This window comes from Streptomyces sp. URMC 124, from assembly GCF_051386455.1.
In the GTDB taxonomy this organism is placed as follows: domain Bacteria; phylum Actinomycetota; class Actinomycetes; order Streptomycetales; family Streptomycetaceae; genus Streptomyces.
The window spans coordinates 18,151-44,039 of record NZ_JBPQTS010000016.1; the positions used below are offsets into that span (position 1 = coordinate 18,151).

Annotated in this window: 23 protein-coding genes; 10 read left to right on the plus strand and 13 right to left on the minus strand. The window is 72.7% G+C overall.

Annotated elements, in window-relative coordinates:
* Positions 1–68: 68 nt before the first annotated feature.
* From ACSNOG_RS05370 to ACSNOG_RS05380, 3 genes are all read left to right on the plus strand, one after another.
* Positions 69–779 (plus strand): FadR/GntR family transcriptional regulator, encoded by a 711-nt coding sequence (locus ACSNOG_RS05370; RefSeq protein ID WP_436751358.1) that lies wholly within the window; start codon positions 69–71, stop codon positions 777–779.
* Between the two features lie 43 nt (positions 780–822).
* Entirely contained in the window at positions 823–2,097 is a 1,275-nt protein-coding gene (locus tag ACSNOG_RS05375) for a CynX/NimT family MFS transporter (RefSeq protein ID WP_436751359.1), read from the plus strand.
* 62 nt (positions 2,098–2,159) lie between these two features.
* The gene (locus ACSNOG_RS05380) at positions 2,160–3,107 is read left to right on the plus strand and encodes an aminoglycoside phosphotransferase family protein (RefSeq protein WP_436751360.1); all 948 of its coding nucleotides are present in this window, start codon (positions 2,160–2,162) and stop codon (positions 3,105–3,107) included.
* Between the two features lie 36 nt (positions 3,108–3,143).
* On the opposite strand, the gene ACSNOG_RS05385 is transcribed toward ACSNOG_RS05380, so the two are convergent.
* The 4 genes from ACSNOG_RS05385 to ACSNOG_RS05400 are packed head-to-tail and all read right to left on the minus strand — an operon-like array spanning position 3,144 to position 6,677.
* Positions 3,144–3,863 (minus strand): ABC transporter permease, encoded by a 720-nt coding sequence (locus ACSNOG_RS05385; protein WP_436751361.1) that lies wholly within the window; start codon positions 3,861–3,863, stop codon positions 3,144–3,146.
* 15 nt (positions 3,864–3,878) lie between these two features.
* On the minus strand, positions 3,879–4,790 hold the full coding sequence (locus ACSNOG_RS05390; RefSeq protein ID WP_436751362.1) for an ABC transporter ATP-binding protein: 912 nt from the start codon (positions 4,788–4,790) through the stop codon (positions 3,879–3,881).
* A complete protein-coding gene (locus tag ACSNOG_RS05395) occupies positions 4,787–5,686 on the minus strand; it encodes an ABC transporter permease (RefSeq protein ID WP_436751363.1) in 900 nt (299 codons plus the stop codon). Before ACSNOG_RS05395 ends, ACSNOG_RS05390 begins: the two co-directional genes overlap by 4 nt.
* Entirely contained in the window at positions 5,676–6,677 is a 1,002-nt protein-coding gene (locus tag ACSNOG_RS05400; RefSeq protein ID WP_436751364.1) for an ABC transporter ATP-binding protein, read from the minus strand. Before ACSNOG_RS05400 ends, ACSNOG_RS05395 begins: the two co-directional genes overlap by 11 nt.
* A gap of 236 nt (positions 6,678–6,913) precedes the next feature.
* Between ACSNOG_RS05400 and ACSNOG_RS05405 the strand changes: the two genes are divergently transcribed.
* The 4 genes from ACSNOG_RS05405 to ACSNOG_RS05420 are packed head-to-tail and all read left to right on the plus strand — an operon-like array spanning position 6,914 to position 11,454.
* The gene (locus tag ACSNOG_RS05405) at positions 6,914–7,762 is read left to right on the plus strand and encodes a M24 family metallopeptidase (RefSeq protein WP_436751365.1); all 849 of its coding nucleotides are present in this window, start codon (positions 6,914–6,916) and stop codon (positions 7,760–7,762) included.
* Complete coding sequence (locus ACSNOG_RS05410; protein WP_436751366.1) at positions 7,759–9,543, plus strand: SDR family oxidoreductase; 1,785 nt, start codon at positions 7,759–7,761, stop codon at positions 9,541–9,543. The genes ACSNOG_RS05405 and ACSNOG_RS05410 overlap by 4 nt, the downstream gene beginning before the upstream one ends.
* Before the next feature lie 21 nt (positions 9,544–9,564).
* Positions 9,565–10,479: a metal-dependent hydrolase gene (locus tag ACSNOG_RS05415; RefSeq protein ID WP_436751367.1), complete on the plus strand. Its 915-nt coding sequence runs from the start codon at positions 9,565–9,567 to the stop codon at positions 10,477–10,479.
* 12 nt (positions 10,480–10,491) lie between these two features.
* On the plus strand, positions 10,492–11,454 hold the full coding sequence (locus tag ACSNOG_RS05420) for a MerR family transcriptional regulator (protein ID WP_436751368.1): 963 nt from the start codon (positions 10,492–10,494) through the stop codon (positions 11,452–11,454).
* A 16-nt stretch (positions 11,455–11,470) separates the two neighbouring features.
* Here the strand turns inward: ACSNOG_RS05420 and ACSNOG_RS05425 are convergent, their stop codons facing one another.
* Together ACSNOG_RS05425 and ACSNOG_RS05430 are read right to left on the minus strand one after the other, a co-directional pair.
* Positions 11,471–12,820: a carotenoid oxygenase family protein gene (locus tag ACSNOG_RS05425; protein ID WP_436751369.1), complete on the minus strand. Its 1,350-nt coding sequence runs from the start codon at positions 12,818–12,820 to the stop codon at positions 11,471–11,473.
* Positions 12,821–12,848: 28 nt separating this feature from the next.
* A complete protein-coding gene (locus ACSNOG_RS05430) occupies positions 12,849–13,406 on the minus strand; it encodes a hypothetical protein (protein ID WP_436751370.1) in 558 nt (185 codons plus the stop codon).
* Positions 13,407–13,520: 114 nt separating this feature from the next.
* Here ACSNOG_RS05430 and ACSNOG_RS05435 point away from each other — a divergent pair, with 114 nt between their 5' ends.
* Together ACSNOG_RS05435 and ACSNOG_RS05440 are read left to right on the plus strand one after the other, a co-directional pair.
* Entirely contained in the window at positions 13,521–14,048 is a 528-nt protein-coding gene (locus ACSNOG_RS05435) for a PadR family transcriptional regulator (RefSeq protein ID WP_436751371.1), read from the plus strand.
* On the plus strand, positions 14,048–14,590 hold the full coding sequence (locus ACSNOG_RS05440) for an RNA 2'-phosphotransferase (RefSeq protein WP_436751372.1): 543 nt from the start codon (positions 14,048–14,050) through the stop codon (positions 14,588–14,590). The genes ACSNOG_RS05435 and ACSNOG_RS05440 overlap by 1 nt, the downstream gene beginning before the upstream one ends.
* 26 nt (positions 14,591–14,616) lie before the next feature.
* Here ACSNOG_RS05440 and pspAB read toward each other — a convergent pair whose 3' ends face one another.
* The 3 genes from pspAB to ACSNOG_RS05455 form a co-directional block, all read right to left on the minus strand.
* Entirely contained in the window at positions 14,617–15,201 is a 585-nt protein-coding gene (gene pspAB / locus ACSNOG_RS05445; RefSeq protein ID WP_436751373.1) for a PspA-associated protein PspAB, read from the minus strand.
* Between the two features lie 54 nt (positions 15,202–15,255).
* The gene (gene htpX / locus ACSNOG_RS05450; protein ID WP_436751374.1) at positions 15,256–16,167 is read right to left on the minus strand and encodes a zinc metalloprotease HtpX; all 912 of its coding nucleotides are present in this window, start codon (positions 16,165–16,167) and stop codon (positions 15,256–15,258) included.
* 101 nt (positions 16,168–16,268) lie between these two features.
* A complete protein-coding gene (locus tag ACSNOG_RS05455; RefSeq protein ID WP_436751375.1) occupies positions 16,269–17,171 on the minus strand; it encodes an LLM class flavin-dependent oxidoreductase in 903 nt (300 codons plus the stop codon).
* Positions 17,172–17,308: 137 nt separating this feature from the next.
* Between ACSNOG_RS05455 and ACSNOG_RS05460 the strand changes: the two genes are divergently transcribed.
* Positions 17,309–18,214 carry an HAD family hydrolase gene (locus tag ACSNOG_RS05460; protein ID WP_436751376.1) on the plus strand — a complete coding sequence of 302 codons (906 nt, stop codon included), beginning with the start codon at positions 17,309–17,311 and terminating at the stop codon, positions 18,212–18,214.
* Between the two features lie 4 nt (positions 18,215–18,218).
* On the opposite strand, the gene ACSNOG_RS05465 is transcribed toward ACSNOG_RS05460, so the two are convergent.
* From ACSNOG_RS05465 to cydB, 4 genes are all read right to left on the minus strand, one after another.
* Entirely contained in the window at positions 18,219–19,346 is a 1,128-nt protein-coding gene (locus tag ACSNOG_RS05465) for a peptidoglycan DD-metalloendopeptidase family protein (RefSeq protein WP_436751377.1), read from the minus strand.
* Between the two features lie 111 nt (positions 19,347–19,457).
* On the minus strand, positions 19,458–21,146 hold the full coding sequence (locus tag ACSNOG_RS05470; RefSeq protein WP_436751394.1) for a GAF domain-containing sensor histidine kinase: 1,689 nt from the start codon (positions 21,144–21,146) through the stop codon (positions 19,458–19,460).
* Positions 21,147–21,240: 94 nt separating this feature from the next.
* Positions 21,241–24,786, minus strand: coding sequence for a thiol reductant ABC exporter subunit CydD (cydD, locus tag ACSNOG_RS05475; RefSeq protein ID WP_436751378.1), 3,546 nt, complete (start codon positions 24,784–24,786; stop codon positions 21,241–21,243).
* Between the two features lie 80 nt (positions 24,787–24,866).
* Complete coding sequence (gene cydB, locus ACSNOG_RS05480; protein WP_436751379.1) at positions 24,867–25,874, minus strand: cytochrome d ubiquinol oxidase subunit II; 1,008 nt, start codon at positions 25,872–25,874, stop codon at positions 24,867–24,869.
* Between the last annotated feature and the right edge of the window lie 15 nt (positions 25,875–25,889).

Consider the following 25,889-nt stretch of genomic DNA (forward strand, 5'->3'; position numbering starts at 1 on the left):
GAAGCAGTTGTAGGATGACTGGGCAATCGGGTGAATCATGGGCGGCCGAGGCCGGGACCGGAGGACGAATGGCACTGCGGGCAGCGGGACGGCAGTCCCTCGTGGACACCGTCGTGGAGCAGTTGCGCGCCCAGGTCGCGGCCGGCGAATGGAAGGTCGGCAGCCGCATCCCGACCGAGCACGCGCTCGCCGAGCAGCTCCAGGTCGGCCGCAACACGGTCCGCGAGGCCGTCCGCGTCCTCGTGCACGCCGGGATGCTGCGTTCGCGGCAGGGCGAGGGGACGTTCGTGGTCTCCATGGCCGACCCGGCCGAGATCATGCGCGGCGTGCAGCGCGCGGGAGTGCGCGACGTGCTGGAGCTGCGCATCGCGCTGGAGGCCGAGGCCGCGCGCCTCGCGGCCCTGCGCCACGAGCCGGCCGACCTCGCCCGGATGAAGGCCGCCCTGGACGCCCAGACGGCGTTCGAGGACCCCGAGGGCCAGCCCGACTCCGGAAACCTGGAGCTCTACGCCGACCACGACGTGGAGTTCCACCGCGCGGTCGTGGAGGCCGCGCACAACAGCGCGCTGACCGCGACCTACGCCTGGTTCAGCAGCTCCGTCCGCGAGGCGCTGGTCACCGCGCTCGGCGACCGCGACATGCCGCGCATCATCCACGGCGACCACCACGCCCTGATGGACGCCATCGCCTCCGGCGATCCGGAGGCCGCCGCACGGGCCGCCCGTGCCCTCCTGGAGCGCCCGAAACAGGCCGTGGAGAACCTCCTCGCCGAGAGCTGACCGGCGCCCACCCCTCACCGCACGTCCCTGGAAAGGCACCCCCATGTCGGAAACGAGGCCGGACACACTCGACCCCCTGATAGACGCGGAAGAGGACCTGGCGCCCACGCCCCCGGTGGCCGCCGCGCGCCGCACCCTGCGCGCCCACCCCGCGCTCGTCATGACCGGCATCGTCCTCGCCTCGCTCAACATGCGGGCCGCCCTCGCCGGTGTCTCGCCCCTCATCGGCGAGATCGGCGACCACTTCCACCTGGCGGCCGCGGCGAGCAGCCTCGTCACCACCATCCCGCTGGTGTTCATGGGCCTGGGCTCGATCGTCGCTCCCAAGCTCGCCCGCCGCTGGGGCACGGAGGCCGTCCTGTGCGGCGCCCTCCTGCTGCTGTGCGGCGGCATCCTGCTGCGCATCGCACCGCCGGTCGTCGCGCTCTTCGCCGGCTGTGCGCTCGTCGGCACGGCGATCGCCCTGCTCAACGTGCTGATGCCCGGCCTGGTGAAGCGGGACTTCCCGGACCGCGCCGCGAGCATGACCGCGCTGTACTCGACCACTCTGATCCTCGGCGCCACCGGTTCGGCCGCCCTGTCCGTGCCCCTGGAGAACGCCCTGGGCGGCTGGCAGGGCTCCCTGGCATCCTGGGCGCTGCTCGCCGCCGTGGCGGCCGTCGTGTGGCTCCCGCAGGCCGTCATCGCCCGGCGCGGCACCCCGCACGGCCGGGCGGCCGCCGCCCCCGTGCAGACGGCGCAGAGCGGGCCGAAGCTGACGCGGTCGCCCCTCGCCTGGCAGGTCACTCTGATGATGGGCACCCAGTCGCTGATCGCCTACGTGTGCATCGCCTGGATGCCGACGGTGTTCACCGACGACGGCATGAGCAAGAGCGAGGCCGGCATGGTCTACGCCTTCTACACGCTGGTGCAGATGGTCGGTTCGTTCGTCGTGCCCATGGTCGCCGGCCGGATGCGCGACCAGCGCCTGCTCGGCGCCGGTGTCGTCGTCCTCATGGCCGCCGGGGTCACCGGCCTGCTGACCGCTCCCGTGGAGGGCGCGTGGGTCTGGGCGACGCTGATGGGCGTCGCGCAGGGCGGTCTGCTCGGCCTCGCCCTGACGCTGATGGTCCTGCGCACGCGCGACGCCCACACCGCGTCCCGCCTGTCGGGCATGGCGCAGACGTGGGGCTACCTGCTCGCTTCCGTCGGTCCGTTCGCGATCGGTGCGGTCCACCAGGCGACCGACAGCTGGACGATTCCGGTCGCCCTGTTGCTCGTCGCCTGTGCTGCACTGATGCTTCTCGCCATGGGCGCCGGGCGCAATCGCAAGATCTGAGACGTTGGGTGGACAGGAGGCCCTCCGGGGCCTCCCCACCCGTCGTGAGGAGACCGTTGCCCATGCACGCCGCTCACCGCATCATCGTCCCGGCGGAACTCGCCGGCTTCCACGAGGATTTCGACGGGGAGGCGGGCCGCTCCTGGATCGCGGCGCTGCCGGAGCTCGCCGCGCGCTTCCTCGACCACTGGGGCCTGCGGATCGACGGGCCGGCCTCGCACGGCATGGTCGCCCTCGTCCTGCCCGTGCTGCGGCCGGACGGCACTCCGGCGGCGCTCAAGCTCCAGCCGGTCACCGACGAGAGCACCGGGGAGCCGACCGCGCTGCGCGCCTGGAACGGTGATGGGGCGGTCAAGCTCCTCGACCACGACGCCGCGACCGGCACGATGCTGCTGGAGCGGCTGGACGCACATCGTTCACTCTTGTCCATACCGGATGCCGAAGCCTCGCTGCAGACGCTCACCGAGCTGCTGGCAAGGCTCCTGACGGCCCCTGTTCCCGCCGGGCTGCGCTCCCTCGGGGACGTCGCCGGGGCGATGCTGAAGGACGTCCCCACGGCGCTGCCGGAGCTGCGCGACCCCTCGGAGCGCCGGCTGGTCGAGTCGTGCGCCGCGGCCGTCCGGGAGGTCGTCGGCGAGCCCGGCGGTCTGCTGCTGCACTGGGACCTCCACTACGCCAACGTCCTCGCCCCCGTCGCGGGCTCCGCGCGCGAGCCGTGGCTCGCCATCGACCCCAAACCGCTCGTGGGCGACCCCGGCTTCGAACTGCTGCCCGCCCTGCACGACCGGTGGGACGACATCACCGCGACCGGTGACGTACGGCGGGCAGTGCTGCGCCGCTTCGACCTGATGACCGACATCCTGGGTCTGGACAGACGGCGGGCGGCCCGCTGGACGCTGGGCAGGGTGCTGCAGAACGCCCTGTGGGACGTCGAGGACGGCGAGGACGCACTCGCGCCCGAGCAGGTGGAGATCGCCCGGGCGCTGCGGTGTTACGTCGTACGGGATTGAGCCTCACAGGGGCTCAGGGGATTGCGGGGAAGCTGCTCACTCCTCCCCGGCGAGCGTCAGGGAGCGCAGCTTCTGCCCCGCGAACCACGTCGCTGCCACCGTCACGCCGGCGAGCAGGACCAGGGCCACCGGCAGGCCCACGTCCGAGGAGACGGCGCCTTCCGCGCCGATGCGCTGGGCGAGGGCGAGCGACCACTGCTGGACGCTCAGGGTGCGCGCGCCGGGGACGAGGCTGCCGAAGAGCGACTCCCACACCAGGGCGTAGACCAGGCCGGCCACGACCGCGTGCCGGGTGAGGGTGCCCAGCAGCAGGAACATCGCGCTGTAGGTGACGGAGGCGACGACCGCGGCGACGGCGTAGGCGACCGCGATCTGCTGGCTGTTGCCGTTGAGCACGAAGCCGGCGATGAGCGTGGGGACGGCCGAGAAGACGACCGTGACGGCGATGGCGACGAGCAGCTTGGTGAAGATGATCGTGGGCCGTTTGACCGGCTTGGACAGCAGGTAGACCACGGAGCCGTCGTCGATCTCCGGGCCGATCGCGCCCGTGCCGGCGACGACGCCGATCAGCGGGACCATGGTGGCCAGCGCGAGGCCGCCCAGTACGCTGCCCGCCGTGCCGTCGTCGGCGCCGACGAGGATCCGGATCACGACGGAGACGGTGATCAGCAGGACGGGCAGGCCGAAGAGGATGAAGGCACGGCGGCGGCCCAGGAGGCCCCGGTAGGTGAGCCGTGCGACGGTGGCGTTGTACATGGCGCTGGGCTCCTTTCAGGCCGCGACGAGGTACGAGAAGACCGATTCCAGGGACTCGTCCGAGGGCGAGACCGTCAGGAGCCGGATGCCGTGCTCCCGGGCGACCCGGGGCAGCAGGGCGGTGAAGCGCCCGAAGTCGACGGCCTGGATGCGCAGGGCGCCCTCCTGGACGTCCACTTCGATGCCCGCGGTCGACGGGTCGGCGATCAGGGCGGCGGCGAGCGCGCGGTCGTCGCTGGAGCGCACGAGGTAGCGGTGCGGGCGGTCGGTCATCAGCCGGCGGATCTTGCGGAAGTCGCCGGAGGCGGCGTGCCGGCCCGCGACGACGACCTCGATGTGGGTGGCCAGCTGCTCGACCTCCTCCAGGATGTGCGAGGAGAAGAGCACGGTGCGGCCCTCCGCGCCCATCCTGCGCAGGAGCTCCATCAGCTGCATGCGCTGGCGCGGGTCCATGCCGTTGAACGGCTCGTCCAGCAGCAGCACGGAGGGCTCGTGGACGAGCGCGGAAGCCATCTTCACGCGCTGCCGCATGCCCTTGCTGTACGTGCTGATCGCGCGGTCCTGCGCGTACTCCATCTCGACGGTGGCCAGCGCCCGCCGGGCCTCCGCGGCGCCCAGGCCGTGCAGCTCGGCGTTGGCGAGGACGAACTCCTGGCCGGTGAGGAAGTCGTACATCGCCTCGCGCTCGGGGACGATGCCGATGTGGCGGTAGATCTGCTCGTTGCGCCAGATGGGGGCGCCGTCGAGGGTGACGGTGCCGGTGGAAGGGGCGAGGAAGCCGCCCATCATGTTGATGAGGGTGGACTTGCCGGCGCCGTTGGGGCCGAGGAGGCCGGTGACGCCGGGTCCGACGGTCATGGAGACGTCGTTGACGGCGACGACGTTGCCGAACCAGCGGGAGACGTTGTCGATGCGGATCGAAGTCACAGCCCGACCTTTCGGTAGCGGCGCATGAGCACCCCGTAGGAGCCGGCGATCAGGGCGGCGACCACGAGCAGGTAGACGAGGCCCGCCGCGGTGCTCGGCCCGTGACCGTCGGGGAAGGCGGAGGTGGCGGAGAGGAACGCCGTCTGGACGCCGTCGATGAGGGTGATGGGCGAGAAGAGGCCCATCCAGCCGATCGCGTCGGTGCTGTCGCGCTGCAGGGCGATGTTCTGGATCGTGCTCACCACGCCGTAGGAGATGGTCAGGACGGCGATGACGGCGGCCACGCCGAAGCCCCGGCGCGGGGTGAGCGCGGCGACCACCAGGCCGATGCCGGCGAAGAGCAGGGAGAGCAGTGCCACGGAGACCAGTCCTTGTGCGAACCCCGTCGTCTGCTCCGCGAAGTCGAGCTTGGCGAGCAGTGCGCCGACGTAGAGGATCAGCAGGGGCGTTGCGGTGAGGATGAACAGGGCGGAGAACATCGCGGCGAACTTCGCGGTCACGTAGTCGACGCGTTCGATGGGGCGCGAGAAGTACAGGGGCACGGTCCGGAAGCGCAGGTCGCGCGAGACGGACTGCGGGGCCTGTGCCGCGACGTAGAGGCCGATGACGACCTGCATGATGATCGCGTAGCGCGTGTACTCCACCGGCAGCTTGTTGAGCTTGGTGGCGACCGCGACGGCCACCATGATGGCGGCGGGCAGGCACATCACGCCGAACAGGATCATCGGCAGCACCTTGGACTTCGCCGACCGGCCGAGGCCGTACGCGCCGCGCAGGCTCTGCGAGAAGAGCGAGCGGCGGGCGTAGGAGCGGCCGAGGCGGGCGCCGGAGTAGTTGCGGTAGCCGATGTTGTGGATGACGTCCTGCGCGGGCGCGGAGGCGGTCTCAGGCGGCATCGGTGCTGCCCCTTTCGTGTGCGCTCTGGAAGACCTCCGCGATGCGGTGGCGGCGCTGCTCCATGCGGATGAGGCCGAGGCCGAGGCCGGCGACCGCGTCGCGCACGGTGTCGTAGGTGTCGTCGCCGGTGACGTCCACGAGGAGGACGTGACCGGATCCGGCGGCCGCGAACTCCGCGCTCTGGCCGACGGGCTGGACGGCGAGGCCGGCGGCGGCGAGCGCGGCGGCCAGGGCCGCGGTGCCGTCCGGGTGGGCGTCGGAGTCCGTGACCTCGACCGCGAGGGAGGCCGTGGCCTGGGTGAAGTCGCTGGTCGAGGAGGAGCGCAGCAGTTTGCCGCCGTCGATGACGACGACGTGGTCGCAGGTGCGCTCCAGCTCGCCGAGCAGGTGTGAGGTGACCAGCACCGAGATGCCGAAGTCGGTGTGGATGCGGCGGATCAGGCCGAGCATCTCATCGCGGCCCACGGGGTCCAGGCCGTTGGTGGGCTCGTCCAGGAGGACCAGCCGGGGGTCGTGAACGAGGGCCTGGGCCAGCTTGACCCGCTGTTTCATGCCCGTCGAGTATCCGCCCATGGGGCGGTAGCGCTCCTCGTAGAGGCCCACGTGGCGCAGCGTGTCGGCGGTGCGCTCGCGGGCCGCGGTGACCGGCAGGCCGGACATCCGCGCCATGTGGACGACGAACTCGGTGGCCGACACGTCGGGCGGCAGGCAGTCGTGTTCGGGCATGTACCCGACCCGCTCGCGGATGGCGGTGCCCTCGGTCGCGACGTCGAGGCCGAGCACGGTGGCGCGGCCCTCGGTGGCGGGGGACAGCCCGAGCAGGATCTTGATCAGCGTGGACTTGCCGGCTCCGTTGGCGCCCACCAGGCCGGTCACGCCCGGCGTGATGTCGACGGACAGCCGGTCAAGAGCGGTCACCCGGGGGAACCGCTTGCTGAGGCTTTCGGTAGCGATCACAGTCACGCCTTCGACGGTAGTGGCGCGGGCCACACCGGGCGTCAGACCAGATGGCTGGTTCCGTGTCGTCCTCGGGTCTGACGTGCCCGTAGGGGAACGGTACGGAGGGAGGGGGTGGGGCGGCAGGGGCCCGGAGGAAGGCGCGGGGCGGCGGGAGGTTTTCCACAGGTGGTGCACGACCCTTGACGCAGCCGCCGGTCATTGTCACATTCGTCAATGTCACGTTACGGACGCGTACCGGAGTCGGCTCACGGGACGGACGAATGGCCATGACCTCAGCAGTGCCTCGGGAACTCACCGGCGAGTTGCGGGGCTTCAGGGAAGTCCAGCGGCTTGCGTACGACTGCGCGGAGGCGGTGGCCGCGCAGCTCCGGCCGGGCGTCACCGAGCGCGAGGCGGCCCGGATGCAGCGGGAGTGGCTGCGGCGGCGCGGCGTGCGGGACTGGTTCCACCTTCCCTTCGCCTGGTTCGGGGACCGCACGGCGTTCGTGGGCTTCCGGGTGCCCCTGCAGTTCTTCCCGACCGACCGGCGGCTGGAGGCGGGGATGCCCTTCATCCTCGACATGGCCCCGGTCCACCGCGGCTTCACGGCCGACATCGGCTACTCCGGCTGCCTCGGCCCGAATCCGCTGCACGACCGTCTGATGGCCGATCTCGCGGCGCACCGGGAGCTGATCCTGCGCGAGGTGCGCGAGCACCGCCCCCTGCGCGAGATATACGAGGACGTGGAGCGGCTCATGGTGCGCCAGGGCCACGGCAACCGTCACCGCGCCTATCCGTTCGGGGTGATCGCGCACAAGGTGGGCCGGGCCAGGGAGCGCCGCTGGTCGCCGCACGTGTTCGGGTTCGGCACGCAGGCTCTCAAGGGGCTCGCCTCCGACGCCCTGCGCGGGCACCGGGAGGGCTGGTCCCCGCTGTGGAGCCCGTACCGGTTCTCCGATCACCCGCCCCGGCCGGGCCTGTGGGCGGTCGAGCCCCACCTCGGCTTCCGGGGGACGGGGGCGAAGTTCGAGGAGCTCCTGGTGGTCACCGACTCCCGGGATCCCGAAGAGAGCGCGTTCTGGCTGGACGACGATCTGCCGCATGTGCGGCGCACGCAGGAGGAGAGGGCCGCATGAGCGAGAACGCCGGCAACAGCGCGGGGCTCGAGGGCGCGCGCGAGCGCCGGGTCCGGACGGGCGGAGTCGAGCTGTGCGTGGTGGAGCTGGGCGATGCCGCGCTGCCCACGGTGGTGCTCGTGCACGGCTATCCGGACAGCAAGGAGGTCTGGTCCGAGGTCGCCGAGCGGCTGCGCGACCGCTTCCACGTCGTGCTGTACGACGTGCGCGGCTGCGGCCGCTCCACGGCGCCGAAGCCGCTGCGCGGCGGCTTCACCCTGGAAAAGCTCACGGACGACTTCCTGGCCGTCGCGGATGCGGTGAGCCCGGACGCCCCGGTGCACCTGGTCGGGCACGACTGGGGATCGGTGCAGGCGTGGGAGTTCGCCACCGTCGCCCGCACCGAGGGACGCATCGCCTCCTTCACCTCCATCTCCGGCCCCTCCCTCGACCACATGGCGATGTGGTTCCGCAAGCGCACGGCCCGGCCCACCCCGCGCCGGGTGGCCCAGGTGCTCGGCCAGAGCGCCCGGTCCTGGTACGTGTACGCGCTGCACGCTCCCGGGCTGCCGGAGGCCGCCTGGCGCGGACCGCTGGGCAAGCAGTGGCCCAAGATGATGGCGCGCATGGAGAAGCTTCCGCCGTCCGGCTATCCGACGCCGTCCCTGCCGTCGGACGCCGCCCACGGCGCCTGGCTGTACCGCGACAACATCCGCGCCCGGCTGCGCCGCCCCCGCACCGACGCCTATGCCCACGCACCCGTGCAGCTGATCACCCCCACCGGTGACGCCTATCTCTCCGAGCGGCTCTACGACGACCTGGAGCAGTGGGCCCCCGGCCTGGTGCGGCGCAATCTGGCCGCCAAGCACTGGGTTCCGCGCACCCGTCCCGATCAAGTGGCGGCGTGGATCGCCGAGTTCGCGCTGGCCCACCACGAGGGCGGGCGGCGCGCGGAGCCCGCGCCCTCCGGCCCGTACGCACGCTGGTTCGCCGGACGCCTGGTGCTGGTGACGGGAGCGGCGAGCGGCATCGGCCGGGCCACCGCCTTCGCGTTCGCCGAGGCCGGCGCCCGGGTCGTCGCCGTGGACCGGGACCCGGAGGGCGCGGCCCGGACGGCCGACATGGCCCGGCTGATCGGCTCCCCCGGCGCCTGGGGCGAATGTGTCGACGTCTCGGACGAGGCGGCGATGGAGAAGCTGGCCGCGAAGGTCGCCGCCGAGTACGGCGTGGTGGACGTGCTCGTCAACAACGCCGGGATCGCGGTCGCCGGCTCCTTCATGGACACTCCGGCCGAGGACTGGCGCAAGGTGCTCGACGTCAATCTGTGGGGCGTCATCCACGGCTGCCGTCTCTTCGGCAAGCAGATGGCCGAGCGCGGCCAGGGCGGCCACATCGTCAATACGGCCTCCGCCGCGGCCTTCCAGCCCCTCAGGACCCTCCCCGCGTACAGCACGTCCAAGGCGGCGGTGCTGATGCTCAGCGAATGCCTGCGTGCCGAGCTGGCCGGGCAGGGCATCGGGGTCTCCGCCATCTGCCCGGGCATCGTCAACACCTCGATCACCGGAGCGGCCCGCTTCGCCGGGGTCTCCGAGGAGGAACAGCGGCGCCTGCGCACCAAGGCCGGCCGCGCCTACGGCCGGCGCAACTACCCGCCGGAGAAGGTGGCCGCGGCCGTCCTGCGCGCGGTGGTCCGCAATCAGGCCGTCGTGCCGGTCACCCCCGAGGCCCACGGCCTCCACTTCATGTCCCGCTTCGCACCGTGGGCGCAGCGGGCCCTCGCCCGGATCGAGCCGCCGCTGTAGCGGACGGCGGAGGAGCGGAAAATGACCGACGCCCACGCGGGCGGGCACGTGATAGCCCCCCGCCGCGTCTCCTTCGAGTGGGACGCGACCCCCCTGCACTGGATACCCGACGAGCCCACCGCCACCCACGTCATCAACGTCCTGCACCTGCTGCTGCCCGCCGGGGAGCGCTGGTTCGTCAAGGTGTTCAAGGAGGCCCTGCCGCTGGTCACGGACCCGGTCCTGCTCAAGGACGTGAAGGGGTTCATGGGCCAGGAGGCCACGCACAGCGTGCAGCACGCGTACGTGCTGGGTCACCTCGCCGCCCAGGGCCTGGACACCACCGCCTACACCCGCCACGTCGACTACCTCTTCGACGTCCTGCTCGGCGATCGGCCTCCCTTCGGCCTGCCGGTGACGGAGCGGGAATGGCTGCGCTTCCGGCTCTCGGTGATCGCTGCCGTCGAGCAGTTCACGGCCGTGCTGGGCAACTGGGTCCTGGAGGCGGAGGGCCTGGACCGCGCCGCGCCCGACCCGGTGATGCTGGACCTGCTGCGCTGGCACGGCGCCGAGGAGGTCGAGCACCGCTCGGTCGCCTTCGACATGTACGAACACTGCGGCGGGGAGGATCCAGGTCGCTACGCCCGCCGGGTCCTGGGCATGGCGGTGACGGCCCCCGTGCTGTTCTACCTGTGGGGCTTCGGGGCCCGGTTCCTGATACGCAACGACCCCCGGCTCGTGAGACGGATGCGCTACTCACTGCGCGCGCACAACCGGGCCGTGGAGAAGGGCCTGCTGCCGAGCTGGCGAGAGCTCGGCTCGGCGGTACCCCGCTATCTCCGGCGGTCGTACCATCCCTCGAAGGAGGGGTCGCTGCGCAGGGCCGTTGACTATCTGGCGACCTCACCCGCGGCACGGACCGCGGCGGGCGCGATAGGCCGCGCGGCCCTCTCGTAAGGAGCGACCCACTTGTCCGAGCAGCCCGGGCGACCCGAGCAGCCCCACGAATACCGCATCGAGGACCTCGCTCACCGCAGCGGCGCCACGGTCCGCACGATCCGGGCCTACCAGGACCGCGGGCTGCTGCCCAAGCCGGAGCGGCGCGGGCGCGCCAACGTCTACCGGGACACGCACCTGGCGCGGCTGGGCCAGATCGCGGGGCTCCTCGACCGGGGCTACACCCTGGCCAGCATCAAGGAGCTGCTGGACGCCTGGGACACCGGCCGCGGCCTGGGCGGGGTCCTCGGGCTGGTCGCCGAGGTGGACGGGCCCTGGACGGACGAGGAGACGGGCCGGATCACCCGCGCGGAGCTCGACGCCCGCTTCGGCGGCGTCCCCGACGACGACGCCGTGGAGGAGGCGGTGCAGCTCGGCGTCCTCGTGCGCGTGCCGGGCTCGCCCGGGGAGTTCCTCGTGCCGAGCCCGCAGGAGCTCGCCGTCGCCGCGGAGCTCCACGCCGCGGGGGTACCCCTGTCCGCCATCACCGGCCACCTGCGCGAACTGCGCGCGAAGGTCGAGCACATAGCCGGCCGGTTCCTGGACTTCACCACCGAATACGTCTTCCGGCAGTACCTCGACCACTCGCCCACCGAGGAGGAGGCCTCCGAGGCCGCTGCCCTGGTGCGCCGGCTGCGCCCCCTCGCCCAGCAGACGGTCGACGCCGAACTCGCCCGCGCCATGCGCACCATGGCCACGCGCTACCTCCGCGACCACCTGGACGGCGAGACCGCCGCGGGCACGTCCGCCGGGGACACGACGGCCGGATCGCCGGCGGCGCCTCAGGGAGCGGTCCGGCTTCCCGAGGAGACCGTCCGGGCCGTCACGGCTCTCGTCGGGCCGGAGAACGTCGCCGCCTTCGTCACCGCTGCAGCGGAGCGCGAGGTCCGGGCGCGCACCATGGACGCGCTGGTCACCCGCCCGGAGGCGGAATAGCCGCCGGTGATCCGGTTCAGCGGTCCGCGAGCCAGTTGCCGTGGAAGCCGTAGGGCACCCGCTGCGGAAGGTGAACCGTGGCCACGGGGCGGGCGGCCAGGTCACCGGCGTCGAGGATGACGAGGTCGCTCCGGTCCGTCGCCGCGTCGTGGACGTACGTCAGCAGCCAGCCGGGGCCGCCCGGGCGGTTGTCCGCGGGGGCGAACGCCGCCTCGGCGGGCGTCCGTCCGGGCCCGAAGTCGTGGCGGGCGACGGAACCCGTCTGCAGGTCGTAGCGGAGGAGGGCGGCTCGCTCCTGCGGTCTGCCGGGCAGGGCAGCGCTGGTGACGTGCCCGTAGCGGGAGGCGAGGCCCGCCAGCCGGTCGTCGATCCTCGGGAACTCACACGGCTCGTCGTCCAGTTGCTCCTCGGCCACCGTTCCTGTCGTCAGGTCAAGGGTCCAACGCCACAGGGTGGCGTGGGCGCGCTCCCCTGCTTCGCTCCCGTAGTGCGGATAGCGGGCGACGTAGAGGACTATCCGCTCCCCGTCGGCGTGTTGTTCCTCATGGGCGTTGAGGGAGTGGAAGACGTAGCAGGGGTCGATGGCGAACCACCGCACCTCGCCGTAGGGGTCGTCGCGGCGCAGCACGCCCAGCCGGGCACCGTAGCCGGGATCCCACGCGTACGGCATGCCGCCGCCGGGCCGCATGGCACGGTCGAGGTCGAAGACCACGGGCAGGTCCATGAAGATCACGTAGGAGCGGGTGAGGTGGAAGTCGTGCATCATCGTGTGCGCGGGCACGTCGATCGGTCTGCTGACCGCCAACTCGCCGTCGGCGTCGGCCCGGTGATAGGTCAGGTAGGGCGCGGACAGGCCACCGTAGCCGAAGAAGTGCAGCTCTCCCGTTACCGGACAGGTCTTGGGGTGGGCGGTCATCGGCGTCCTCAGCCGGCCGCCGAAGTCGTAGGGACCGACGGTCTCCAGCTCGTGCCCGTGCCGGCCGTCGAGCTCGTACGGGTAGGAGGACTCGACCAGGGCGAGGGTGCGGCCGGCGTGCCGCACCACGTGGGTGTTGGCGGCACCCGCGGCCAGATTGCGGTTGCCGCGCTCGTCGTACACACGGGCGCCGTCGGTGAACGTGGAGGTGCGGACCCAGCGGTTGCGGTAGGCGGTGGCCCGGCCGCCCTCCAGGCGCACGCCGTGAATCATGCCGTCGCCGAAGAACCAGTGACCGGACGCGGCATCGCGGGGGTTGGGCCCGTTGCGCAGGTACCAGCCGGTGAGCTCGGGCGGGATCGTGCCGGTGACCGGGAGCTCGTGGGAGGTGAGCTCCTCCGTCACGGGGGCGAAGTTGCCGGCGAGGTGGGCGGGCGCGGACGTCGTCATGGCGCGGATCTCCTGTGCGGGGAAGGTCTTACCGGGCTGCCGGGGCGTAGCGGGCGCGGACGCGCTCGGGATAGCGGGCGGTGAAGAGGGCGGGCAGGGCGAAGCCCGCTATCTGGACCGGGACGGACACCGAACTGCCGAGGCCGGCGGCGCTCACGGCGGCCAGCGCCGCGGCGGTCAGGGTGAAGGCGAGGGCCCAGGCGGAGGTGATCACGACGTTGATGCGGCGGAAGACGGGGGTGTCCCACACCTCGCGCGGCGCCTGCGTCTTGGCGATGCCCGTCGTGAACGGGCGGCCGACGGCCAGCGTGGCCCAGGCGGTGAGCGCGAGCCACCCCAGGGACAGGGCGCCGCCGAAGTGCTGCAGCCCACTGTGCGGGGCGGCGAAGGCCCAGGCGGTGAGCGCGGCGAAGAAGCAGACCGTGCTGGCCTCGAGGATCAGCGAATCCACCGCGGCACCGGCCTTGCGCTCCTTGACCAGCAGGCCTGCGCCGGCGACGAGCCCGGCCACCGCGCCCCACTGCCAGCCGGCCGAGGAAACCACCGCGAACGCGATCCACGGAATGAAGCCACGCACATAGTTCATCGAATTTCTCCCCCGGGAGCCGGCCGGTCTCTCCCGCCGACATTCCAACTCTGACATGTCAAAAGTAGAAGGTCCTCCCTCGACATGTCAACTGTGGAAGGTAAAGTGGGGTTCATGAGCCTGAGACACGCGATGCTGGGCCTGCTCGCCGGCAGCCCGGCCAGCGGATACGACCTGATGAAGAGGTTCGAGACGTCGCTGAGCAACGTCTGGCCGGCCACCCAGAGTCAGGTCTACGGCGAGCTGGGCAAGCTCGCGAAGGCCGGCCTGCTGGAGGTCGCGGCCGAGGGCGCGCGCGGCCGCAAGGAGTACGCGATCACGGAAGAGGGTCGCGCCGAGCTGCGCCGCTGGCTCACGGAGTCCCAGCCCGCCACCGTGCGGCGCAGCGACGCCCTGTTGCGGGTCTTCTTCCTCGACCACCTCACGCCCCTGGAGGCCACCGCCTACCTCATGGGCGAGGCCGAGCGCGCCGCGGGCCACCACAAGGCGCTGGAGGAAGTGGAGCGCAATGTCGACTGGGGTGACGACGCCCTGTCCGTGAACGGCCGGCTGGCACTGGAGTACGGCCTGCGCTTCACCGCCATGCGCGAGGAGTGGGCCCGCTGGGCCGCCGAAGAGCTCAAGAGGACGCGGGAGCGGTGATGGACGCCCAGCGTGCGACGCGCATCTCGAAATTCGTCGCCAAGCACCTGCGGCACGAGCCCGACCGGATCGGCATCGTCCTGGACGCCCAGGGGTGGACGCCCGTGGACGCCCTGCTGGCGGCGAGTGCTGCGCACGGCTTCCCCTTCAGCCGGGTCGAGTTGGAAGAGGTCGTCGCTGCCTGCGACAAGCAGCGCTACGCGCTCGACGGCGACCGCGTCCGGGCCAACCAGGGGCACTCCGTGCCCGTCGACCTCGGCCTGCCGGTCACCGAACCGCCCGCGGTGCTCTTCCACGGCACGGTGGCGCGCTCGGTCGCCGCGATCCGGGCCGAAGGCTTGCGTCCCATGGCCCGGCACGCCGTGCACTTGTCCCCCGACCGCGAGACCGCCACGCGCGTGGGCGCACGCCTGGGCAAGGCGGTCGTGCTGACCGTGGACGCCCTGGGCATGCACCGCGCGGGCCACGTCTTCCGCGTCAGCGAGAACGGCGTGTGGCTGGTCGAACGCGTGCCGGCCGAGTTCCTGCGCTTCCCGGGCTGACCCGTGGTGCGCCCGGCCCGCCCTGCTCACAGGCCGGGCGCGCCCCAGACGGGGAACCAGCGGGCCAGGTCTTCCTCGACCCGCAGATCGTCCGCGAGCAGCGCCCGCACCTGCAGTTCCAGGCCGTTGTCCCGCTTGTCCTTCGCGCCGGCCACCGGCGCGAAGGGGTAGAACGTGCCGCGCTTGTAGAGGTAGACCAGAGCGAGCGAACGCCCGTCACCACTGCGGAAGCCCATCAGCGAGCAGAGCAGTTGCGGCCCGAATCCGCCGTCCTGGAGCAGCGTGTTCACCGCGTGCAGGTCGTTGACCAGGGCGGCCGTGTCCTCCGGTGGCTGCCGCGCGAGCAGCCAGGTGTAGCCGTAGGCGTCCCGGCTGAACTCCACGGGCACCCCGCCGCGCTCCGTGTCGGCGTCCAGCAGGCCCCGGACGTCCTGCTGGAGCTGCGCGAAGGCCCCGCCCTCCACGCTCGCGAAGCAGACCGAGCCCAGCCCGGTCGGAGTGAACCCCGCGCCGGCCTGCAGGGTGATCGCGGCGGAGGGCAGGGCGAAGAGCTGGTCCAGGTCGGGGCGGACCGGTTTGCTGCGGCCGAGGATGACGTCCAGGAAGCCCACGGGCGCACACTCCTTCCGGGCGTGGGGGGATGGCGTTCGCGTGCCGGCCGGGCCTCAGGCACGGCCGAGCCGGGCCGAGATCTGCCCGAGCTGCTCCAGCCGCTGTTCCAGCGTCGGGTGGGAGGAGAGCAGGCGGCCGAAGCTCTCCTTGGAGAAGGCGGGCGCGAAGTAGAAGGCGTTGAAGGGTTCGGCCTGCCGCAGATCGCGGGTGGGTATCCGCGCCATCTCCCCGGTGATCTTGGTCAGGGCCGCCGCCAGGGCGGAGGGCCGGCCGGTCAGCAGGGCGCCGGCACGGTCGGCCGACAGCTCCCGGTAGCGCGAGAGCAGGCGGGTGAGCAAGAAGCTGATCGCGTAGACGACGGCGCTGATCAGCGGGATGAGCACGACGAGGACGGCCGCGTTGCTGTCGCGGTCGCCGACGCGGCGGAAGCCGCCCCACAGGCCGACGCGGGTGATGATCCCGGCCAGGACGCCCAGGAAGGAGGCGACCGTCATGACGGCGACGTCGCGGTGGGCCACGTGGGAGAGCTCGTGGGCGAGCACGCCCTCCAGCTCCTCCGGCTCCAGCCTGCGCAGCAGCCCGGTGGTCGCACAGACCAGCGCGTTCTTGCGGTTGCGCCCGGTGGCGAAGGCGTTGGGCACATCGCTGTCGGCGATCGCCACGCGCGGCTTCGGCATGTCCGCGAGCGCGCAGAGGCGGTCGACGGCGCCGTGCAGCTCGGGCGCCTGCTCTGGGGTCACCTCGCGCGCCCCCATGCTGAAGGCGGCGATCCGGTCGCTGAACCAGAACTGGGCGACGAACAGGCCGCCGGCGAGGAGCAGGATGACCGGCCAGGCGCCCCGCAGCAACGCCAGCAGCACGCCCACGAAGACCACGTAGAGCAGCCCGATGAAGAACATCGTGCTCACCATGCGGGCGGTGAGCCCCCGGTCGGGAGCGAATCGGGTGCTCGGGGAGGAGTGCATGGAGGACCTCCAAGGCTGGCTCTCTGTGGAACGCGCCCCCGTAGGTGCCTATGCCCCGATTCTCCCTCTCCACCGCCCGCGCGGGGACCCGGGGACCCGGGTCAGCGCGAGAGCTGCGCGAGCCCGTCCGTGGCGATCTTCTCGAAGACGGCGACGTCCGCCTCGAAGATCGAATCCGCGATGGGCCAGTGCACCACGATCTCGTCGATACCGAGCTCCGCGTGCGAGCCGGCGAAGTCGACGAAGGCGTCCACGGAGTCCAGCGGCCGGTCCGGGCTGAAGCCCGTCAGCATCGTCTTGCCCAGCTCCGAGACGTCCCGGCCCAGCTCGGCACAGGCCGCGCCGAGCCGCTCGATCTGGCCGGCGACCGCCGCCCGGGACTGCTCGGGCGTACCCGTCTCGAAGAGCTTCGGATCGCCCGTGGTCACCCAGGCCTGGCCGTGGCGCGCGGCGAGCCGCAGGCCGCGCGGGCCCGTGGCCGCGACCGCGAAGGGCAGCCGGGGGCGCTGGACGCAGCCGGGGATGTTGCGCACCTCGAAGGCGGAGTAGTGCTCGCCCTCGTGCGTGACGACGCCCTCCGTGAGCAGGCGGTCCAGCAGCGGCACGAACTCGCCGAAGTGGTCGGCCCGCTCCCGCGGCGTCCACGGCTCCTGGCCGGCCTTCAGCAGCGCCGTCGCGTCGAAGCCGGAGCCGCCGGCTCCGATACCGAGGGTGATGCGGCCGCCCGAGATGTCGTCCAGGGAGATGAGCTCCTTGGCCAGCGTGACCGGGTGCCGGAAGTTCGGGGAGGTGACGAGCGTGCCCAGGCGTATCCGGGAGGTGGCCGTCGCCGCGGCCGTCAGCGTGGGGATCGCGCCGAACCAGGGCCCGTCACGGAAGGTCCGCCACGACAGGTGGTCGTAGGTGTAGGCGGTGTGGAAACCCAGCTCCTCGGCACGCTGCCAGGCGGCCCGGCCGCCCTCGGACCAGCGGCGGTCGGGAAGGATCACGGTGCTCAGTCGCATGCCACCGAGCCTAAGCGGTGGGACCGGCATGCCCGGGGTGACTACGGGCACATGCCCGGGGTGATGACGGGCACACCGGCTTGAACGCATACGCGGCCTTACGTACACCTGTGCGTCGCATATGCCCGTGGCCCAGAATGGAACCCGTGACTTCAGCTACCGAGCAGCCCGAGACCCCGGCCGTGCAGCGGCCCGCCGCCATGCCCCGGCTGATCGCCACCGATCTGGACGGCACGCTCCTGCGGGACGACAAGACGGTCTCCGAGCGCACCGTGGCGGCGCTCGCGGCGGCCGAGGCGGCCGGCATCGAGGTCTTCTTCGTCACCGGCCGCCCGGCTCGCTGGATGGACGTGGTCAGCGATCACGTGCAGGGTCATGGCCTGGCGATATGCGCCAACGGCGCCGCCGTCGTCGACCTGCGCGACGGCGCCCGCTTCGTCGACGTGCGCCCGCTGGAGCGTGCCGACGCCCTCGCCGTCGTGCACGCCGTCCGCGCCGCGGCGCCGGGTTCCTCGTTCGCCGTAGAGCGCACCTCCGGCATCCACTACGAGCCCGAGTACCCGCCGTTCTTCCTCGACCCCGGAGCGGTCGTCGCCCCGGCGGAGAAGCTGCTGGCGGAGGACAGCGGATACACCGAGCCGATCCTCAAGCTGCTGGCCAGCCACCCCGAGCTGGGCCCGGACGAGTTCCTCGCCATCGCCCGCGCGGCGGCCGGCGCGCACGGCTCCTTCACCCGGTCCAGCCCCACCGCCCTGCTGGAGATCAGCGGGCCGGGCGTCAGCAAGGCCAGCACCCTGGCCCGGTGCTGCGCGGAGCGCGGCATCTCCCCCGAGGAGGTCGTGGCGTTCGGCGACATGCCCAACGACCTCGAGATGCTCGGCTGGGCCGGCACTGCGTACGCGATGGCCAACGCGCACCCCGAGGTGCTGGCGGTCACGACGCGCCACACCACTGCCAACGACGAGGACGGCGTCGCGGCCGTCATCGAGCGGATCCTGCGTACCGGCTCCGCCGGGGATGCGCCCGGGCAGCTGCCCGCCTAGGCGCCTACAGCCGGACTCCATGGGCGTTCAGCCAGGGCACCGGGTCGACCGCCGACCCGAACTCGGGCGAGGTGCGGATCTCGAAGTGCAGGTGCGGCCCGGTGGAGTTGCCGGTGGTCCCGGACAGGCCGATCCACTGTCCGGCCCGCACCTGCTGCCCGGGCGCCACGAACGTCGCCGCGAGGTGCGCGTACTGCGAGTACCAGCCGTCGTCGTGCTGCACGACGAGGCTGATGCCGAACGCTCCTCCGCACCCGGTCGCGACCACCGTCCCCGCGCCGATCGACCGCACCGGCGTGCCGGAGGGCACGGCGAAGTCCTGACCGCTGTGGGTGCTCGCCCAGTTGGCGCCCACTCCCCCGAAGCCCGCGGTCAGCTGGTACGAGGTGACCGGGCGGGTCCAGTGCCCGTGCGCCTGCGTCACGGCCTGTTCCGCGCCCGTTCCCCCGCCGGCGATCGCCCGTCGGTGCGGGCCGCAGCGGCCGCCCTCGATCGCCGCCTGCGCCATGGCGTTGAGATCCTCCCGGGCCGCCACCAGGCGGGCCTCGACGGTGCGCATCCGTTCCCGCAGCCGGTCGCTGTCCTTGTCGAGCTCGGGCCGGGAGAGAGCGAGCTCCTCCCCTTCGGCGATCAGCCTCCGGCTCTTGCGGTCGTCCTCGTCGAGCATCCGCGCGAGGCGCGCGCGGCGGCGGGCGTCGGGCACTTGCAGGGCCATCAGCTCCAGGGGGTCCTCGGCGGCCGCTTCGTCGGCGGGGACGGCGGTGAAGCCTCCGGTGCGGTATTGCGCGCGAGCAGCCGAGCCCACGTCGTCGCGCAGGGTGTCCGAGACGACCCTCCGGCCCTGCAGCAGTCGCTCTATCTCCTGCGAGCGCGCCTTCTTCTCCCTGGCCGCACGCTGCGCCTGCTCGTACTGCTGCCGGGTCTCCTTCGCCTCCTGTGCCAGCCGGAGCACCTCGGAGGTGATCCGCGTGGCACGGTCCGGTGCGCGGACCACCTTGGGAGGTGGAGCGGAGGGGAGTGACGGAAAGCCCAGTGCGCACACGGCGCACAGCACGCACAGGACGGAGACGACCGCAGCACCGGCCCTCGGCAGCAGCCGCGGTCCGTGGATCGGGCGGTACAGGCGTCGCATGGACGCGATCTTGTCGCGTGTCCCGCCGGGGCGCGCCCGCTGAGGTCCGTTCGGAGGAACGGCTGCGGCCGGCCGGGCGACCCGCGGCCCCTCCGGGCGCCTGAGGACCGCCTAGAGAGGCGCCTCCCACACCACCTTGGTGCCGCCCCCGTCCTCCCCGAGCCCCGGCCCGTAGGCGCTGGAGCCCCCCAGCGACTCGGCCCGCTTGGCGAGGTTCCTCAGTCCGCTGCGGCGCCCGCCCTCCGGGATGCCGACCCCGTCGTCGGCGACGGTCAGCCGCACCCCGGGCCTGCCGTCCGGAAGGAGGACCGTGGCGTCGACGACGACCTCCATGCGCGACGCCCGGGCGTGCCGGAAGGCGTTCGAGAGGGCCTCCCGCAGCGCCGCGATGAGGTTCTTGCCGGTGAGCTCCCCGACCTTCGCGTCCACAGGACCGACGAAGTTCGCGGAGGGCTGGAAGCCCAGCGGCACGGCGGCCGTGCCCAGCTCGCGCAGGACGCGCGTGCGCAACCCCGCGGGCGCTTCGGCGGGTCCCTGCTGCAGCGCGAAGATGGCCGTACGGATCTCCTGGATCGTCACGTCCAGCTCGTCGACGGCCTGGCCGACCTTGAGCTTCACATCCGGCACGACGGCGTTGCGCTGCGCACTCTCCAGCATCAGCCCGGTGGCGAACAGCCGCTGGATGACCAGGTCGTGCAGATCGCGGGCGATCCGGTCGCGGTCCTCGAAGACGGCCAGCCGCTCGCGGTCGCGCTGCGCCTCGGCCATCACGAGCGCGAGCGCGGCCTGCGCGGCGAACTGGGCGGCGAGCGTGCGCTCGGCCGGCGTGAACCCGCGGGCGCCGCGCGCCCGCGGCGTGGCGAGCGTCCCCAGCACCCGGTCGCCGCTCTTGAGCGGCAGCAGCATGCTCGGGCCGAAGCGCGGAGCCACGCCCGTGATCATGCGCGGGTCGGTGGCGGAGTCGTCGACGAAGACCGGCTCCCCGGCGAGCAGGTCGGCGACAACGGGGCTGTGCGGGGGCATCACCGTCCCCAGCAGGCCGGCCGGGTCGTCGGCCGAGACGGCCACCATCTCCAGCCCCCCGTCGCCGTCCGGCAGCAGCACGATGCCGGCGGCCGAGTCCGCGAGCCGGCGCGCCTGTTCGGCGACGACGGACAGGGCGTCCTCGGCGTCACCGCGCGAGAGCAGAGCCGTCGTCACGGCCACGGAACCGTCGATCCAGCGCATCCTCTGGCGCTCTTCTTCGTGCACGCGCGCGTTGCCGATCGCAATGCCGGCCTCGGTGGCGAGGATCTTCACCATGTTCAGGTCGGCCAGGCTGAACTCGCCGCCGCCGCGCTTCTCGGTCAGGTAGAGGTTGCCGAAGATCTCCGTCCCGACGCGGATGGGCACGCCCAGGAACGTCCGCATCGGCGGGTGCCCCGGCGGGAAACCGGCCGAGCGCGGGTCGGAGGACAGGTCGGTGAGCATCACGGGCGCCGGCTGGTGGATGAGCGCGCCGAGCAGCCCGCGGCGGCCGTCGGGCAGGGCCCCGATGCGCTCGTGCTGCTCCTTGGTCACCCCGTACGTGATGAAGTCGGCCAGCCCCTCGCCCGTGGAGTCGATGACGCCGATGGCGGCGTAGCGGGCGTCGGCGAGCTCCGCGGCGGTCCGGGCGATGCGGTCGAGGGTGGTGTGCAGCTCCAGACCGGTGCCGACCGAGCGCATGGCCTCCAGCAGCTGCGGCACGCGCGCGGTGAGCTCCGTGGACATGCCCCGCAGGCTGCGGGTGGCCTCCGTGGCGATGGCCAGGGGGTCCATCGGGCCCGGCCCGCTCCTGGGCGTCCCGGCGCCCCCGGGACCGGCGGTGTCCCGCGAGCCGGAGTCGTCTGCCGTGGCTGCCATACCCAAGAGCCTAGTAAGCACCATTTGTCAGGGAAAGGGATTGAAGGCCGGTGTCCGCCGCCTCTTCGCGCTCCAGCATCCGCCGGAAGGGCCCCTCGGCGGCCGCCAGCGCCGCGTAGGAGCCCCTCTGCACCGTCCGCCCGCCGTCCAGCACGATCACCTCGTCGACGGCCTCCAGGCCCGTCAGCCGGTGCGTGATCAGCACGGTCGTACGGCCCTCGGTGGCCGCCAGCAGATCGGCGGTCAGAGCGTCCGCGGTCGGCAGGTCGAGGTGCTCGGCCGGCTCGTCCAGCACGAGCACGGGGAAGTCGGCGAGCAGCGCACGGGCGAGCGCGAGCCGCTGCCGCTGCCCGCCGGACAGCTGCGCCCCGTGCTCCCCCACCAGGGTGTCGAGCCCCTGGGGGAGCCCGTCGACCCACTCCAGCAGCCGCGCCGAGCGCAAGGCTTCGCGCAGGGCGTCCTCACTCGCGTCCGGCCGGGCCAGGCGCAGGTTCTCGCGCAGCGAGCTGTCGAAGATGTGCGCGTCCTGCGCGCACAGCCCGACCAGCCCGCGCACCGCCTCGCCCGTCATCGGCACGGTGTGACGGCCGGCGAGCGTGTACGTGCCGGACTCCGCGTCCAGGAAGCGCAGGAGCACCTGGGCGAGCGTCGTCTTGCCCGCGCCGGACCGGCCGACCACGGCCACCCTGCGGCCCGCCGTCAGCTCCAGCCCGAAGTCCTCCAGGGCGGGGCCGGGCTGTCCCGGGTAGCGCGCCGTCAGGCCCGTCAGCCGCAGCGGGAAGGGCGTTCCGGGCGCACCGGCCGTCCCTTCCTGCACGGGCAGGGGCGCGTCCAGCACCTCGTACACGCGCTCCGCGGACTTCCGTACGCGCTGCCGGTACTGCACCGCGAGCGGGAGCCCCGAGACGGCTTCGAAGGCCGCCAGAGGCGTCAGGACGACGACCGCCAGCCACAGCCCGTCCAGCCGGCCGTCGTGCACGGCCGTCACTCCCGTCCAGGCGGCAGCGGCCACCGTCAGGCCGCACGCGAGGGCGGACAGGCCGGATCCGAGCGCCGTGGCCGCCGCGGCGCGCCGGGCGATCCGGGTGAGCCTGCCGTCCGCCTCGCGCAGCTCCGTCAGCCGCGCCGGCAGCGCGCCCGCGACGGTCAGCTCCTCGGTGCCTGCGAGGACGTCGACCACCTGGACGGACAGCGCGCCCCTGGCGGGGGCGGACCGGCGCTCCGCCTGCCGGGCGACCGCGCCCGACAGCAGCGGCACCGCCACCCCGGCCACCAGCAGCCCCGCGGCGAGCACCAGGCCGGCCTCCGGCAGCAGCCATGCCGTGAAGCCGACGGTGGCGCCGCCGACGAGGACGGCCGAGCCGAGCGGGAGCAGCCAGCGCAGGAAGTAGTCCTGCAGTGCGTCCACGTCCGCCACCAGGCGGGACAGCAGGTCGCCCCGGTGGGTGTCGCGCAACCCGGCGGGCGCAAGGCGCTCCAGCCTGCGGTACACGCCCGTCCGCAGGTCCGCGAGGGTCCGCAGGGCGGCGTCGTGGGAGACCAGGCGCTCGGCGTAGCGGAAGACGGCGCGCCCGATGCCGAACGCGCGGGTCGCGGTGACGGCGACCATCAGATAGAGCACCGGCGGCTGCTGCGAGGCCCGCGAGATCAGCCAGCCGGACACGGCCATCAGTCCGACGGCGCTGCCGAGGGCCAGGGCGCCCAGCAGCAGCGCCAGGGCGAACCGGCCGCGCAGGGGACGGCCCGCTGCCCGCACGCGCGCGAGGACGCCGACGGGACGGTCGTGGGGGCCGCCCGAGGCTTCGGGGAGACCGGAGGGCGGGAGGCCACCGGCGACGGGCGGTTCGCCCTGGCGCCGCGGCTCCGCCGACTGGGCTGCCCCGCCCCGCTGAACGGGCACCGCCCCGGCTCCGGAGGCCGGGCCGGCGAGCCGCACCGTCCGGTCGGCCACGGCCAGCAGCGCGGGCCGGTGCACGACCATGATCACGGTGCGCCCGGCGGCCAGGCGGCGGATCGCCTCGACGATCGACGCCTCGGTCTCGCCGTCCAGGTTCGCTGTCGGCTCGTCCAGGAGGAGAACCGGCCGGTCGGCGAGGAACGCCCGGGCCAGCGCGAGGCGTTGGCGCTGTCCGGCGGAGAGGCCCGCTCCGTTCTCGCCGAGGCGAGTGTCAGTGCCGTAAGGCAGCATGGAAACGAAGTCGAGCGCACCGGCCGCGCGCAGTGCTTCGCGCACTTGTGCGTCCGTGGCGCCGGGCCGCGCCAGTCGTACGTTCTCGGCGACCGTCGCGGCGAAGAGACGGGGTCGTTGCGGGACCCAGGCCACCTGGGCCCGCCAGCTTTCGGGGGAGAGCGATGCCAGGTCCGCACCGTCCACGAGCACCCGGCCCGCGGCCGGGCGGGCGAAGCCGAGAAGCACGTTCAGCAGGGTCGTCTTGCCGGAGCCGCTCGGGCCCACGAGCGCGACCGTCTCGCCGGGCCGCACCTCGAACGAGGTTTCGGGCAGGGAGGGTTCGGTGCGGCCCGCGTGCCGGACCACCAGCCGGTCGACGGTCAGGGTCGCCTGCCGCACGTCGGGGGCGGGCGCGGTCCCGGCCGGCGCGGGCTCGGTCTCCAGCACGGCGAAGACCTCGTCGGCCGCCGCCAGTCCCTCGGCCGCCGCGTGGTACTGCGCGCCCACCTGCCGCAGCGGCAGATAGGCCTCGGGCGCGAGCACCAGCACCATCAGCCCTGTGGCCAGGTCGAGTTCGCCGTGGACGAGCCGCATGCCGATGCCGACGGCGACCAGCGCCACCGACACGGTCGCGAGCAGTTCGAGGGCGAAGGAGGAGAGGAAGGCGAGGCGCAGGGTGCGCAGGGTGGCCCGCCGGTAGTCGGCGGTGATCACACGGATCGACTCGGCCTGGGCCTTGGCCCGCCCGAAGACCTTGAGCGTGGGCAGCCCCGCGACGACGTCGAGGAAGTGCCCGGAAAGCCGTGCCAGCAGCCGCCATTGGCGGTCCATCCGCGACTGGGTGGCCCAGCCGATGAGCACCATGAAGAGGGGGATGAGCGGCAGCGTGAGGACGATGATCAGCGCGGAGACCCAGTCCGCGGAGACGATACGGGCGAGGACGGCGACGGGGACGACGACCGCGAGGCCCAGCTGGGGAAGGTAGCGGGCGAAGTAGTCGTCCAGCGCGTCGATGCCGCGCGTGGCGAGGGTGGTGAGCTCACCCGTCCTGCGCGCGGCCGGCAGGCCGGGGCCGAGCCGGGTGGCGTGGGTCAGCAGACGGTTCCGCAGCTCGGACTTGACCGCCGCGCTCGCGCGGTGGGCCGCGAGTTCGGTGAGCCAGGAGACGGCGGCGCGGCCGGCGGCGACGGCCGCGAGCAGTGCCAGGGACGTGCCCAGGGCGCCCGCCGACCGCCCGTGCTGGAAGGCGCCGGTGACGATCTCCGCGATGAGCATCGCCTGGGCGATGACGAGGCCCGCCCCCGCCAGCCCCAGGACGACGGAGGCGGCGAGGAAGAAGCGGGTCGCGGTGGCGTACCGGAGCAGCCGGGGGTCGACGGGCTTCATGGCGATCCGTCCTCTCCGTCGGTCGTCCTGAGGGCCGGCGGTGTCCGTCCTCAGGGGCGGGCCTGGTGCGCGGCTGGTGCCTAGTGCGCGGCGGGTGCGGGGATGTGCTGGGTGCCGATCCGCTTGCGGAAGACCCAGTAGGTCCACGCCTGGTAGGCGATGATCAGCGGCGTCATCGGCACCGCCACCCACGTCATGATCTTCAGCGTGTAGGGGCTGGAGGCGGCGTCCGCGGCGGTCAGGCTCCAGGACGGGTTGGCCGAAGAGGGCATGACGTCCGGGAAGAGCGCGAGGAAGAGCAGCGCGAACGCCGCCGCGACCGCCACGCCGGAGCAGGCGAAGGCCCAGCCCTCGCGCCCGAAGTGGTTCATCACCAGCGCCGCGGCCAGGGCCGCCACGGCGACGACCAGGGCGGGCATGCTGCGGCCGTTGCCCGACTCGGCCTGTGTCCAGCCGAGGAAGGCCACGGCGAGCACGCCCGAGGTCATCCCCAGCACGGTGGCGCGGGAGCGGGCGCGGGCACGGATGTCGCCCACCGTCTTCAGCGCCGCGAAGACCGCGCCGTGGAAGGTGAACAGCACGAGCGTCAGGAGGCCGCCGAGGAGCGCGTACGGGCCGAAGAGGTCGGCGGGGGTGCCGGTGTAGTTCTTGTCCGGGCCGATCGGGACACCACGGACGATGTCCGCGAAGATCACGCCCCACAGGAAGGCGGGCAGCAGGGAGCACCAGAAGATCGCGTGTTCCCAGTTGCGCTGCCAGCGCTCGCCGCTGCGCTTGTGGCGGTACTCGAAGGCGACGCCGCGCACGATCAGGCACACCAGCACGGCCAGGAGGGGCAGGTAGAAGCCGCTGAAGAGGGTCGCGTACCAGTCGGGGAAGGCCGCGAAGGTGGCACCGGCCGCGGTGATCAGCCAGACCTCGTTGCCGTCCCAGACGGGCCCGATCGTGTTGATCAGCACCCGGCGCTCGGTGCGGTCCCTGGCCAGCAGCTTGGTCAGCACGCCTATGCCGAAGTCGAACCCTTCGAGGAAGAAGTAGCCGGTCCACAGGACCGCGATCAGCAGGAACCAGAAGTCGTGGAGGTGCATGGGTCGGTTCTCCGT

What these genes read in the sequence shown, in the direction of transcription:
- cydB (WP_436751379.1), bottom strand. Translation starts at nt 25,874, where the DNA reads ATGCACCTCCACGACTTCTGGTTCCTGCTGATCGCGGTCCTGTGGACC.
- cydD (WP_436751378.1), bottom strand. Translation starts at nt 24,786, where the DNA reads ATGAAGCCCGTCGACCCCCGGCTGCTCCGGTACGCCACCGCGACCCGC.
- ACSNOG_RS05410 (WP_436751366.1), top strand. Translation starts at nt 7,759, where the DNA reads ATGAGCGAGAACGCCGGCAACAGCGCGGGGCTCGAGGGCGCGCGCGAG.
- ACSNOG_RS05405 (WP_436751365.1), top strand. Translation starts at nt 6,914, where the DNA reads ATGACCTCAGCAGTGCCTCGGGAACTCACCGGCGAGTTGCGGGGCTTC.
- ACSNOG_RS05385 (WP_436751361.1), bottom strand. Translation starts at nt 3,863, where the DNA reads ATGTACAACGCCACCGTCGCACGGCTCACCTACCGGGGCCTCCTGGGC.
- ACSNOG_RS05415 (WP_436751367.1), top strand. Translation starts at nt 9,565, where the DNA reads ATGACCGACGCCCACGCGGGCGGGCACGTGATAGCCCCCCGCCGCGTC.
- ACSNOG_RS05380 (WP_436751360.1), top strand. Translation starts at nt 2,160, where the DNA reads ATGCACGCCGCTCACCGCATCATCGTCCCGGCGGAACTCGCCGGCTTC.
- ACSNOG_RS05460 (WP_436751376.1), top strand. Translation starts at nt 17,309, where the DNA reads ATGGAACCCGTGACTTCAGCTACCGAGCAGCCCGAGACCCCGGCCGTG.
- ACSNOG_RS05425 (WP_436751369.1), bottom strand. Translation starts at nt 12,820, where the DNA reads ATGACGACGTCCGCGCCCGCCCACCTCGCCGGCAACTTCGCCCCCGTG.
- htpX (WP_436751374.1), bottom strand. Translation starts at nt 16,167, where the DNA reads ATGCACTCCTCCCCGAGCACCCGATTCGCTCCCGACCGGGGGCTCACC.
- ACSNOG_RS05435 (WP_436751371.1), top strand. Translation starts at nt 13,521, where the DNA reads ATGAGCCTGAGACACGCGATGCTGGGCCTGCTCGCCGGCAGCCCGGCC.
- ACSNOG_RS05465 (WP_436751377.1), bottom strand. Translation starts at nt 19,346, where the DNA reads ATGCGACGCCTGTACCGCCCGATCCACGGACCGCGGCTGCTGCCGAGG.
- ACSNOG_RS05395 (WP_436751363.1), bottom strand. Translation starts at nt 5,686, where the DNA reads ATGCCGCCTGAGACCGCCTCCGCGCCCGCGCAGGACGTCATCCACAAC.
- ACSNOG_RS05440 (WP_436751372.1), top strand. Translation starts at nt 14,048, where the DNA reads ATGGACGCCCAGCGTGCGACGCGCATCTCGAAATTCGTCGCCAAGCAC.
- ACSNOG_RS05455 (WP_436751375.1), bottom strand. Translation starts at nt 17,171, where the DNA reads ATGCGACTGAGCACCGTGATCCTTCCCGACCGCCGCTGGTCCGAGGGC.
- ACSNOG_RS05470 (WP_436751394.1), bottom strand. Translation starts at nt 21,146, where the DNA reads ATGGACCCCCTGGCCATCGCCACGGAGGCCACCCGCAGCCTGCGGGGC.
- ACSNOG_RS05370 (WP_436751358.1), top strand. Translation starts at nt 69, where the DNA reads ATGGCACTGCGGGCAGCGGGACGGCAGTCCCTCGTGGACACCGTCGTG.
- ACSNOG_RS05430 (WP_436751370.1), bottom strand. Translation starts at nt 13,406, where the DNA reads ATGAACTATGTGCGTGGCTTCATTCCGTGGATCGCGTTCGCGGTGGTT.
- ACSNOG_RS05375 (WP_436751359.1), top strand. Translation starts at nt 823, where the DNA reads ATGTCGGAAACGAGGCCGGACACACTCGACCCCCTGATAGACGCGGAA.